11 protein-coding genes and 1 pseudogene are annotated in these 11032 nt (G+C 65.6%); 3 read left to right on the top strand and 9 right to left on the bottom strand.

Annotation, left to right across the window (positions count from 1 at the left end; translation table 11 throughout):
* From AC1DRP_RS04335 to AC1DRP_RS04325, 3 genes and pseudogenes are all read right to left on the bottom strand, one after another.
* A pseudogene (locus AC1DRP_RS04335) lies at window positions 1–400 on the bottom strand (TPM domain-containing protein); the annotation flags it as partial.
* Window positions 400–1173 carry a TPM domain-containing protein gene (locus AC1DRP_RS04330; RefSeq protein WP_476767871.1) on the bottom strand — a complete coding sequence of 258 codons (774 nt, stop codon included), beginning with the start codon at window positions 1171–1173 and terminating at the stop codon, window positions 400–402. The gene AC1DRP_RS04330 and the pseudogene AC1DRP_RS04335, both read right to left, overlap by 1 nt.
* Before the next feature lie 90 nt (window positions 1174–1263).
* On the bottom strand, window positions 1264–1872 hold the full coding sequence (locus AC1DRP_RS04325; protein ID WP_441508247.1) for a LemA family protein: 609 nt from the start codon (window positions 1870–1872) through the stop codon (window positions 1264–1266).
* A gap of 166 nt (window positions 1873–2038) precedes the next feature.
* Between AC1DRP_RS04325 and ggt the strand changes: the two genes are divergently transcribed.
* The gene (gene ggt, locus AC1DRP_RS04320) at window positions 2039–3811 is read left to right on the top strand and encodes a gamma-glutamyltransferase (RefSeq protein ID WP_476767870.1); all 1773 of its coding nucleotides are present in this window, start codon (window positions 2039–2041) and stop codon (window positions 3809–3811) included.
* A 188-nt stretch (window positions 3812–3999) separates the two neighbouring features.
* On the opposite strand, the gene AC1DRP_RS04315 is transcribed toward ggt, so the two are convergent.
* The 3 genes from AC1DRP_RS04315 to AC1DRP_RS04305 form a co-directional block, all read right to left on the bottom strand.
* Window positions 4000–4428: a hypothetical protein gene (locus tag AC1DRP_RS04315; protein WP_476767869.1), complete on the bottom strand. Its 429-nt coding sequence runs from the start codon at window positions 4426–4428 to the stop codon at window positions 4000–4002.
* A 60-nt stretch (window positions 4429–4488) separates the two neighbouring features.
* Entirely contained in the window at window positions 4489–5712 is a 1224-nt protein-coding gene (gene rlmN / locus AC1DRP_RS04310; RefSeq protein ID WP_441508245.1) for a dual-specificity RNA methyltransferase RlmN, read from the bottom strand.
* 102 nt (window positions 5713–5814) lie between these two features.
* Entirely contained in the window at window positions 5815–6408 is a 594-nt protein-coding gene (locus AC1DRP_RS04305; RefSeq protein WP_084651246.1) for a hypothetical protein, read from the bottom strand.
* Window positions 6409–6651: 243 nt separating this feature from the next.
* On the opposite strand from AC1DRP_RS04305, the gene AC1DRP_RS04300 reads away from it, so the two are divergent.
* Window positions 6652–7626, top strand: coding sequence for an NADPH:quinone oxidoreductase family protein (locus AC1DRP_RS04300; protein WP_441508244.1), 975 nt, complete (start codon window positions 6652–6654; stop codon window positions 7624–7626).
* A 7-nt stretch (window positions 7627–7633) separates the two neighbouring features.
* On the opposite strand, the gene AC1DRP_RS04295 is transcribed toward AC1DRP_RS04300, so the two are convergent.
* The gene (locus AC1DRP_RS04295) at window positions 7634–8008 is read right to left on the bottom strand and encodes a YkvA family protein (RefSeq protein ID WP_476767868.1); all 375 of its coding nucleotides are present in this window, start codon (window positions 8006–8008) and stop codon (window positions 7634–7636) included.
* Window positions 8009–8185: 177 nt separating this feature from the next.
* Between AC1DRP_RS04295 and AC1DRP_RS04290 the strand changes: the two genes are divergently transcribed.
* Entirely contained in the window at window positions 8186–8971 is a 786-nt protein-coding gene (locus tag AC1DRP_RS04290) for an SDR family NAD(P)-dependent oxidoreductase (RefSeq protein WP_441493305.1), read from the top strand.
* Between the two features lie 195 nt (window positions 8972–9166).
* On the opposite strand, the gene AC1DRP_RS04285 is transcribed toward AC1DRP_RS04290, so the two are convergent.
* Entirely contained in the window at window positions 9167–9793 is a 627-nt protein-coding gene (locus AC1DRP_RS04285) for a septation protein A (protein WP_244523403.1), read from the bottom strand.
* Window positions 9790–11013 carry a signal recognition particle-docking protein FtsY gene (ftsY, locus tag AC1DRP_RS04280; RefSeq protein ID WP_441508243.1) on the bottom strand — a complete coding sequence of 408 codons (1224 nt, stop codon included), beginning with the start codon at window positions 11011–11013 and terminating at the stop codon, window positions 9790–9792. Before ftsY ends, AC1DRP_RS04285 begins: the two co-directional genes overlap by 4 nt.
* Between the last annotated feature and the right edge of the window lie 19 nt (window positions 11014–11032).

Genomic DNA, 11032 nt, shown 5'->3' with positions numbered 1-11032 from the left:
TTTCGGCATAGCGCTCCTGCAGGGCGATGTAGAGCAGGACGCCGGTGCGCCCACGCGTGCGGGTAAGGCCGCGTGCGGTGAACTCGCGCAGCGCAACGTCATGGGCCCGCCGGCGCTTGATGAAGCCAGGCACGAATCGCCCACCGCGCCCATACCAGAGCAGCGTCACCATCAAAGTCGCAGCGCAGACGAGTTGGATCAGGAAGATTCGCGGAGCGCTGGTTGCCGTCAGCATCAGCAACGGCCAGGGCACGAACAGCGCCAGCACCAGTGCCATCACCAAAGGCACGGTGCGGTAGCTGCTTGCAGCGCGGTCGATCACCACGACGATCTCGCCGGAGGTCAGGCTTTCCGCCTGCCGCACCGCTTCCGCGATCGCCTCCTGGTCTTGCGTATCCATCACCAACTCCCAGAAGCACCGCCGCCGCCGGACGAGCCCCCGCCGCCTGAAAAGCCGCCGCCCGAACCCGAACCCCAGCCGCCGCCACCGCCCCAGCCGGAACCGGAACCCGTCCCCCAGCCGGAGCTGGTCGGCGGCAGCGTCACCCAGCGGCCATCGCGCATCCGGTGTCCGCGCCCGCCGCCTTGCTGGTTCAGCCCACGCAGGATGCTGACCACGACGATGAAGATGAAGAACATCACCAGGATGACGGCAACATCCTCCCCAAAGCTGCTCTCGTCACTGCGGACGGTCGCGCGGCGCTGCCATTCCTCGGCATCTCCAGCCAGAATGCTTAGGATCGCGTCGACGCCGCCCTCGATGCCGCCGGCAAAATCACCCGTCTTGAATTTCGGTGCCACCGCGGTGGTGATGATGACCTTCGAGAGCGCGTCCGTGAGCGCGCCCTCCAGCCCATAACCGACCTCGATGCGGACCTTGCGCTCGTTCGGCGCGACGAGCAGCAGCACGCCGTTATTCCTGGCCTTCTCGCCGAGCTGCCAGTGCCGGAACAGGCGATTGCTGAAATCTTCGACGGCGTAGCCTTGGAGCGACGGCACGGTCGCAACCACGACCTGATCGCTGGTCTTGGCCTCATGGGCCTGCAGCTTCTGCTCGATGCGGCTGCGCGCCGCGGCATCGAGCAGATTGGCGTTGTCGACGATGCGGCCGGTCAGGGCAGGAAAATTGGGATCGGCCGCAAKCGCGAAGCCGGCCCAGAGCAGGACAAGCAACAGGGAGAGATAACGGAGAACCCCTCTCCCTTCTGGAAGAGGGGCTACCCGACCTGTTCGGTGAGCGAGCCGGGGCACCCCGGGGCCCGCTTAGAACTTCACCTCTGGCGGCTTCTCCGCGCCCGCCGCCGCGGAGAAGGTTTCCATCGCCTTGGCGCCCCAGAACAGCCGCGCCCAGATCACGCCGGGGAAGGTGCGGATCTCGGTGTTGAAGCTCTGCACCGCCTGGATGTAGTCGCGCCGGGCTACCGCAACACGGTTCTCGGTGCCTTCGAGCTGCGACTGCAGGGCGAGAAAGTTCTGGTTCGACTTGAGCTCAGGATAGCGCTCGACCGTGACCAGGAGCCGTCCCAGAGCGCCCGTCAGGGCATTCTGCGCATCCTGATACTCCTTGAACTTCGCGGGATCTGTGATGGTCGACGCGTCGACCTTGACCTGCGTCGCCTTGGCGCGCGCCTCGATCACCTGGGTCAGCACCTCGCGCTCCTGCGAGGCATAGCCCTTCACGGTCTCGACCAGATTGGGGATCAGGTCGGCGCGGCGTTGATACTGGTTCTGGACCTCGCTCCAGGCCGCTTTGGCCCTCTCCTCGAGTGTCGGCACATTGTTGATACCGCAGCCCGCGAGCATAAGGCCGAAGAGGGTGACGGCCGCAAGCGCAAGGCTGCGGCGACGAACGGTGGAGAGCGCGAACGACATGTCGATGCCCCTTTTGGCAATGATCGAGCGATCGATTCGGAGCTTAGCGCTCCGCTCGAGCGGGTGAAAGGCAGCTCGTACAATCACCCGTTGCGTTATCCGGGCCTTGCACCGCAGCCCTTCCACTGCTGGGATGGGCGTCAGCCTGCAGCGGGAGATCGCCAGAATGAACCTCTCCTTCTCCACATCACGCTCCGCCGGACGATCAACCCTCCTTGCGCTGGCCGCAGCCAGTGCCCTTTGGGCGGGAGGAGCGGCCTCACAGCCCCTTGCACCCGCGCCCGAAGCTGCGACCGGCCGCATCGCCAAAGCCGTCGGCACCGCGCAGCGCTACATGGCGGCGGCCGCCAATCCGCTCGCTGCCAGCGCCGGCCGCGAGATCCTGCGCGCCGGCGGCAGCGCCACCGACGCTGCGATCGCGATCCAGCTCGTTCTCAATCTGGTCGAGCCGCAGAGCTCGGGCATCGGTGGCGGTGCCTTCTTCGTGCACTGGGACGAGGCCGGACGAGCACTCGTCACGCTGGACGGCCGCGAGCGGGCTCCCCAGGCAGCCAGGCCCGACCGCTTCATCGGCGCCGACGGCAAGCCGATGAAGTTCATCGACGCCGTCGTCGGCGGACGATCGGTCGGCGTGCCCGGCACGGTCAAGCTGCTGGAGGAGGCGCACAAGCGCTGGGGCAGACTGCCCTGGGCCACCGTCATGGCCCCCGCGATCAAGCTGGCGGAAGAGGGCTTCACCATCTCTCCGCGCCTCAACGGCCTGCTTTCCGGTGAGACAAATCTCGCAAAGGACCCGCGCGCCTTCGCCTATTTCTACGAGCCGGACGGCAAGGCCAAGGCGGTCGGCACGGTCCTGAAGAATCCGCCCTTCGCCGCAACACTTCGTGCCATCGCCGAGAGAGGGTCCGACGCCTTCTACTCCGGGCCGATCGCCGAGGACATCGTCTCGACCGTGACCGGTCACAAGACCAACCCCGGCGATATGACGCTGGCCGATCTGCAAGCCTACAAGGTCGAAGAGCGAGAGGCCGTCTGCGGCTCCTATCGGGTCTGGCGGATTTGCGGCATGGGGCCGCCGAGCTCCGGCGCGATCGCCGTCCAGCAGATGCTCGGCATCCTCGAAACCCAGAACATGGCCCGGCTCGGCCCTTCTGCCGAAAGTGCACACTGGTTCAGCGAGGCAGGTCGCCTCGCCTTCGCCGATCGCGCGCTCTTCCTCGCCGACCCGGCCTTCGTCAGCGTGCCCGTCAGCGGCTTGATCGACCGCGATTACATCCGCTCGCGCGCCGGGCTCGTCAGTCCCGACAAGTCGATGGGCCGCGCCAAAGCCGGCGATCCTCCCAACAAGCGGGCTCAGCTCTTTGCCCCCTCGGACGGCATCGAGAACGGCACGAGCCATATCTCGGTGATCGATGCCGACGGCAATGCGGTCTCAATGACTACGACGATCGAGGATGGCTTCGGCTCGCGGCAGATGACCAAGGGCGGCTTTCTGCTCAACAATGAGCTGACCGATTTCAATTTCGCTCCGGAGGAGGAGGGCAAGCCCGTCGCCAACCGCGTCGAGGGCGGGAAGCGCCCGCGTTCGTCGATGGCGCCGACCCTGGTGTTCGATGCCTTTGGCCGCCTCTACGCCGTGGTCGGCTCCCCCGGCGGCAGCCAGATCATTGGCTTTGTCGGTAAGACGCTGGTCGCCCTGCTGGATTGGAAGATGGATCCGCAAGCCGCCGTCGACTTCGCCAATTTCGGCAGCCGCAATGGCCCCACCGAGCTTGAAAAGGGCACTGAGGCCGAGGCCTGGAAGACAGCGCTCGAGGCCAAGGGCCATGAGGTCAGGCTGCTGGAAATGACCTCCGGCATCCAGGCGATCGTCAAGACCCCTGAAGGCTTTGTCGGGGGAGCCGATGGCCGGCGCGAGGGCGTGGCGATCGGCGACTAAAGCATCGGCCCGAAAAGTGGATTGCGGTTTTCGGAAAAGCCGATGCAAACACAGAAGGTTAGATCATCGGACCGGATACGATATCCGGTCTGATGATGTAGCGGGTCCGGCACATCCGGGCGAATTCCGGGCCTCATCGGCTTCGGAGTGTCTCGGGTCGGCGCTGCGCCCGAGACACACAGCAGGCGCTAAGCCTGCCCGAGCGGCGGGCGCTCCCCACCCGCGCCGCGTCCCGCGATCAGCCAGTAGACGAAGCCGGTCGCGGCCCCGACCAGGAACAGCGCTGCGATGATCTGTGTCTCGCTCGCCGTCGGTGCGCGTGAAAGCCGCAGCATGGCGAGCGGCAGCAGCGCCGCGAGCATGCCTGTCAGCACGCTCTGGATGAGCCCGCTGCGGATGCGGAAGAGCTCGGAGCCGATAGCRACGAGCACGGCCGGCGCGACCATGATTGCAAAGCCCAGCCGGCCGAGCAGTGTGAAGGCAGCTTCCGCCGTGGGGCCGGGATCGAAGCCGCTCTCGGCCTGGGCGAAGAGCGCTGTGAGCAGGCGCTCGAAGCCGCCGCCGATCAGCAGGGCGATGTCAGGCGAAACCACGCTGGCGATGAGCAGGGCAAACATCCCCGATCCCATCGCAACGAGCAACGCGAATGGAATCAACAGCAGCCAACGCAGCATATGTCAGCCCGCCAGCGCCGCAGCTTCGGCCTCGCTCTGCTCCAGCATCAGCCGGGCACGCGCCGAGAGCTTTTCAGTCTCGCTCTTGAGCTGGCCGCAGGCGGCGAGGATGTCGCGCCCGCGTGGCGTACGCACCGGCGAGGCATAGCCTGCGCGGTAGACGATCTCGGAGAAGCGCTCGATCCGGTCCCAGTCAGAGCATTCATAGCGCGTGCCGGGCCAGGGATTGAACGGGATCAGGTTGATCTTGGCCGGAATGCCCTTGAGCAGCCTGACGAGCTCGCGCGCCTCGGCATCGCTGTCGTTGACGCCCTTCAGCATCACGTATTCGAAGGTGATGCGCTTGGCGTTCGACAGGCCGGGATAGTTGCGGCAAGCTTCGAGCAGGTCGCGGATCGGATACTTCTTGTTCAGCGGCACCAGTTCATTGCGCAGGTCGTCGCGCACGGCATGCAGCGAGATCGCCAGCATCGTGCCCATCTCCGCGCCGAGCGCTTCGATCTGCGGCACCACGCCGGAGGTCGAAACCGTGATGCGGCGACGGCCGAGTGATAAGCCCTCATTGTCCGAGATCACGTCGATCGCATCGCGGACGCCGTCGAAATTGTAGAGCGGCTCGCCCATGCCCATGAAGACGATGTTCGAGACGAAGCGGCCACCATCATTCGGCACGAAGGCACCCTCGGGCGGGGTGCGCCCGGGGAAGTCGCCGAGACGATCGCGCGCCACCATCAGCTGCGCCACGATCTCCTCGGTGGTGAGGTTGCGCACCAGGCGCTGCGTACCGGTGTGGCAGAAGGTGCAGCTGAGCGTGCAGCCGACCTGGCTCGAGACACAGAGCGTGCCGCGGTCGACCTCGGGGATATAGACGCATTCGATCTCGGCACCGCGATCGCGTGCACCGACCGGAGGCATCCGCAGCAGCCATTTGCGTGTGCCGTCGCTCGAGACCTGCTCGGCTGTAACCTCCGGCAGATCGAGCGTGAAGCGCTCGGCCAGCGCAGCGCGCAAGACCTTGCTGATCGTCGTCATCGCGGAGAAATCGCGGACGCCGTAATGATAGATCCAGTTCCAGAGCTGGCCGACGCGCATGCGTCGCTCCCTCTCGGAAACGCCGATTTCAGCCAGCGCATCGGACAGGCCGGCGCGTGTGCGCCCGACCAGCGAGGCAGGTCGCAAAACGGGTTCGGCCGCCGGAGCGGGGGAAGCAGGGACGGACAGGGACATCGGAACTCGGGCTCAAGCGGGCATCATGCGCCCGCGCTCAGCGGGCTCATATCATAATCCGCATAAAGCGCGAAATCGGCGGAAATGCGCCGCCTGCCCGCGCTACTTGCAGGCGTCTTCGGCGCGCTTGACGATCTGGTTGAGGCCGGCGAGCGAATATTTGTCGCTGGTCGGATTGCCGCGTTTCGACATGCCCTTGACCTCGAGGCTCGCGCCCTTGCGCAGCGCGTCGAGCATGCGGCCTTCCTCAGCCGGGTTCTTGAGCCACATGTTCTGGCCCTTTGCGACCAGCGCGAAGCGCTCATTGCCGATGATCGCCTGATGCTCGACATCTTCCTTGAGGTCGAAATTCATCACCAGGCTGATCTCGTTGCGCACCCCTTCGGTGGGGCGGCTGGAGACGAAGAGCATGCCTTCGACATCCTTGAGATTGGCGGGAATGCGGGTTTCCGCCTTGGAAAGCGCGTAGCAGACCTTGGATCGCCCCTGCTGCGACGAGAAAGCCTGCCACTTTCCGGCCGTCTCGAGCAGCATCGCCTGGGCCTGGCCCGAAGCCGCAGCGCGTTGGGCCGGAGCAGGCGCTCGCTGCGCCTGGGCCGGGGAAATCAGAAACGGCAAAGCCAGCGCGACCAGCGCCGAAGCCAGTTTCGCATGCCGGGTGGCGGTGACGCCGGTTCGGAAGTAGTTGAGAATCATCGACCGCCATCAATCAGCAGAAATGTTAACAGCATCTCTATTTCCGAAGCATTTTGCGCGGAATCTCAAGAATGCCTGAACCATAGGATGTCACGATCCTGGCGAAAATGCGAATATGACGCTGCCGCGAACAAGGTTCCGTCCGCACCGGGGCCGTGGCACAATCCGCCGGGAAACAGGCGGTGACCAGCGTTGTCCGGATGGTATCGCGGGCACAAGCCAGGCTGAGGACGGTGCGACGAGATGAAAGCACTGCTTTGCGAGACCCACGGGCCGGCAGAAAACCTGGTGATCCGTGAACTGCCCGATCCGAAGCCGGGCCCAGGCGAGGTCGTCATCACCGTCAAGGCGGCGGCGCTGAACTTCTTCGACACGCTGATCATCCAGAATCGCTACCAGACCAAGCCGCCCCTGCCCTTCTCGCCAGCAGGCGAATGCGCGGGCATCATCAGCGCGATCGGCCGCGATGTCGAAGGCTGGCGCATCGGCGAGCGTGTCGCCGTATGGCTCGGGCATGGTGGAGCGCGTGAAAAGGTCGCGGTCTCCTCTCGGGCGATCGTACGCGTGCCGGATACCCTTGATGACGCGCAGGCCGCCGGGCTTTTCGTGACCTATGGCACCGCGATGCACGGTCTCATCCAGCGCGCCGGGCTCAAGGCCGGCGAAACACTGGCCATTCTCGGCGCAGGCGGCGGCGCCGGCCTGGCCGCCGTCGAGATCGGCGCCTTGCTCGGCGGCCATGTCATCGCCTGCGCCTCATCGCCGGAGAAGCTGGCGCTGGCACGTGAACATGGCGCCCAGGAGGAGATCGACTACAGCATCGAGGATGTGAAGGCGGGCCTGCGCCGCCTGACGGAGAATCGTGGCGTCGACGTGCTCTACGACACGGTTGGCGGCGATCTCGCCGAGCCGGCATTGCGCGCCATGGCCTGGGAGGGGCGCTACCTCGTTGTTGGCTTTGCCGGCGGCGCGATCCCGAAGATTCCACTCAACCTGCTGCTCCTCAGGAGCTGCGACCTGCGCGGCGTGTTCTGGGGTGAGTTCGTCGCGCGCGAACCGGCGGCGCATCGCCGCAACATGGAACGACTGCTGGAATGGGCCGCAGCCGGGCGCATCAGCGCCCATGTCCACGCCACCTTCCCGCTCGAACGCGCTGCGGAAGCGTTTGCGATGATCGGGGATCGCAAGGCGCAGGGCAAAATCGTCCTGACGCCCTGAACGGGGCTCAAAGCCCCGCCAGCGTGTCCTGCGCCTTCTGGCGATGCTCCGGCGTGATCGACCCCGCGACCGCGGCGATCGCAGCCGCCATCACGGCCGCATCGTCGCTAAAGCCAAGGATCGGCATGATGTCGGGAATCGCATCGATCGGCAGCACGAAATAGCCGAGCGCGGCCAGCAATGTCAGCCGGACACGCCGGGGCGTCGCCGGATCGCGGGTGCAGAAATAGGCTGCCAGCAGATCCTCGGCAAAGGGGATGCGCTTGGCGACCCGCTTGAGAAGGCTCATCAGATCGGCGCCGAAACGCGCTTCGTCGCGCAGGCTCCGCCGGATCGCCGCCATCTCTTCGGCGCTGAAACKCGAACTGAAACCCTCGCTCATTCCTCACTCCGTGGAAGGACCTGAAAACCCCGGCCCAGTGCGGAATACACATTTCCCACGCCGAAAATGTGGCCCCGGACGCAAGGCTGCACAAGGGTTGCGCCAAGAATCGTCCTTGGAGCGGCCGATGGCGCGGATTAAGGCTGGTCCAGCCATTTTTGCGAACAGGGACCTGACATGAAGCTCGATTCGTCCATCGCGGCCGTCGTCACCGGCGGCGCGTCCGGCCTCGGCGAAGGCACCGCACGCATGCTCGCCTCCCAGGGCGCGAAGGTCGCCATCTTCGACATGAATGCCGAGCGCGGCAAACAGGTGGCGAGCGAAATCGGCGGCATCTTTGCCCTTTGCGATGTCTCGAACGATGCCTCGGTCGACGAAGCCCTGCTCACGGCTCGTCAGGCGCATGGCATCGAGCGCATCCTGGTGAATTGCGCCGGAATCGCCCCGGGCCGCCGTGTCGTCTCGAAGAAGCGGGAGACCGGCGAACTCGTGGCCCACGACCTCGCGACCTTCGAGAAGACGCTCGCCGTCAATCTCGCCGGCACTTTCCGCATGATCGCACGCTCGGCGCTCGCACTCGCCGCGGAGCCACCGGTCACGCCCGATGGCGGGCGCGGAGTCTTCATCTGCACGGCTTCGGTCGCGGCCGAGGATGGCCAGATCGGCCAGGCGGCCTATTCCGCCTCGAAGGGCGGCATTGTCGGCATGACCCTGCCGATCGCGCGTGACCTCGCCCAGCTTGGCATCCGCGTCATGACGATCATGCCCGGCCTGTTCGAGACTCCGATGTTCGCGTCGGTACCGGACGACTATCGCCAGGCGCTGGAAGCCTCGATCCCGCATCCCTCGCGCCTCGGCCGCCCCGCCGAATATGCCGCGCTGGTCAGGAGCATCGTCGAGAACGACATGCTGAACGGCACGGCAATCCGCCTCGATGGCGCGATCCGGCTGGCACCGAAATAGCGCGCTGCGTCAAATAATCCTGAAGACCTTGCACCCGTCTTGTCGCGGTAGAGGTCCCACCGCATCGCGTCGCCGCCTCGTGCTTACGCCCGAGGCTCAAGGGAGCGCGGCGCAGAACATGGCGCCAGCCTCTTCATCGCTGGCGGACGAGGCCACAACGCAGCGGGCAGCCGTGCCGCCCCTTGCAGGGACGCCCTATTTTCCGGGCGTCGCTGGCGGCTTGATCTCATGCTTCAGGATCAGCGGCGTCTGAGCCAGGGCAAAGGCCATGGTCAGCGGCATCACGCCCCAGACCTTGAAGGCGACCCAGAAATCCTGCGTCTGCGTACGCCAGACGATCTCGTTCAACGCGGCAAGGACGAAGAAGAACAGGCCCCAGCGGAAGGTGAGCTTGCGCCAGCCCTCCTCGTCGAGCTGCAGGACAGTTTCGAGCACCAGCGCCAGCAGCGAACGCCCGAAGAACAGTCCGCCAAGCAGGATGCAGCCGAACAGCGTGTTGACGATGGTCGGCTTCACCTTGATGAAGAAGGCATCGTCGAGCGCCAGCGTCAGCCCACCAAAGACCGTCACCACGACCGCGTTTACGATCGCCATGCGCGGCAGATGGTGGAGCAACACACGCGACAGGGCGAGCGAGACAAGCGACGCCACGATGAAGATGCCGGTCGCAACAAAGATGCGCCGGTCTTCGGCGACGCCGAACAGGCGGTCGCCATAGGAGTTGGCGAAAAAGAAGATGGCCAGCGGCCCGAACTCGAGGCCGAGCTTGAGCAGCGGGTTAACGCCCTTGTCCTTAGTCGTCCCGGCCAGACTCTCGCTCACGCGGCTTCTCCCAATCCAGCAACCGCTCGTGCAAAATCACGTGCGGAGAATGGTTCCAGATCCTCGACACTCTCGCCGACGCCGATGAAATGCACCGGCAAGCCAAACTGGGCGGCGAGCGCCACGAGGATGCCGCCACGCGCCGTGCCGTCGAGCTTCGTCATCACCAGCCCGGTCACGCCAGCCGTCTCGCGAAAGGCCTCGACCTGCGARATCGCATTCTGGCCCACCGTCGCGTCGAGCACCAGCAAGGCTGCATGCGGCGCCTCCGCGTCGAGCTTGCGGATCACCCGCACCACTTTGGCGAGCTCGTCCATCAACCCTGCCTTGTTCTGCAGCCGGCCGGCCGTGTCCACGAGAAGGATATCGACCCCGTTGGCCCTGGCTTTCTGCAGCGCCTCAAAGGCCAAACCCGACGCATCCGCACCCTGCTGACCAAATACAACCTCCGCACCCGTGCGCTCGCCCCAGACCTTGAGCTGCTCGATCGCAGCTGCGCGGAACGTATCGCCCGCAGCGAGCATCACCGACTTGCCTTCGGCACGGAATTTCGCAGCCAGCTTGCCGATCGTCGTCGTCTTGCCGGAGCCATTAACCCCGACCATCAGGATCACGAACGGCTTTTTCGTGGCATCGATCGTCAAGGGGTGCGCCACCGGCGTCAGAATGCTCTCGACCTCGCGCGCCAGGATGGCCTTCACCTCCTCCGGCTCGATCTGCTTGTCATAGCGTCCCTCGCCCACCGCCTTGGCGACGCGCGCCGAGGTGGCGAGGCCAAGATCGGCCTGGATCAGGATGTCTTCGAGATCCTCCAGCGTCGCGGCATTGAGCTTGCGCTTGGTGAAGAGCTCCGTGATGCCGGTGGTCAGCGCCGAGGAGGTACGGGAGAGCCCGTCCGCCAGCCTGCGCCACCAGCTGCGCTTCGGCTGCGGCGCCGGGCTCGGCTCCGCGGGCTGTCCGGATGCCATGGGCGAAACCGGCGCGGGCTCCGGTTCGGCTTCAACCTCCGGCGTCGCGATCGGCAAGGGCGCAGCCTCGCCGATCAGCAGATCGGGGGCGATTGGGGCATCGGGTACAGCGTCAGGAGCCGGCTCGGCTGCGGCATCCGGCAAATCCGGGGAGGGCTCGGCTGCGCTCTCAGGAGCGGGCTTGGACTGTTCCTGCTCCAGCCCGAACAGCCTCGAAAAGAAGCCGCGCTTTTTCGGTTCGCTCTCGCTCATCACTCGTCCCGTCATCCTG

Source organism: Allobosea sp. 01N443 (assembly GCF_056399325.1).
Note: the sequence above shows the minus strand (reverse complement) of the source record. Positions and strands in the feature narration are given on the sequence as shown.

Coding starts and splice junctions, on each gene's coding strand:
- AC1DRP_RS04325 (WP_441508247.1), bottom strand. CDS start 1,872: ATGTCGTTCGCGCTCTCCACCGTTCGTCGCCGCAGCCTTGCGCTTGCG.
- ggt (WP_476767870.1), top strand. CDS start 2,039: ATGAACCTCTCCTTCTCCACATCACGCTCCGCCGGACGATCAACCCTC.
- rlmN (WP_441508245.1), bottom strand. CDS start 5,712: ATGTCCCTGTCCGTCCCTGCTTCCCCCGCTCCGGCGGCCGAACCCGTT.
- AC1DRP_RS04305 (WP_084651246.1), bottom strand. CDS start 6,408: ATGATTCTCAACTACTTCCGAACCGGCGTCACCGCCACCCGGCATGCG.
- AC1DRP_RS04300 (WP_441508244.1), top strand. CDS start 6,652: ATGAAAGCACTGCTTTGCGAGACCCACGGGCCGGCAGAAAACCTGGTG.
- AC1DRP_RS04290 (WP_441493305.1), top strand. CDS start 8,186: ATGAAGCTCGATTCGTCCATCGCGGCCGTCGTCACCGGCGGCGCGTCC.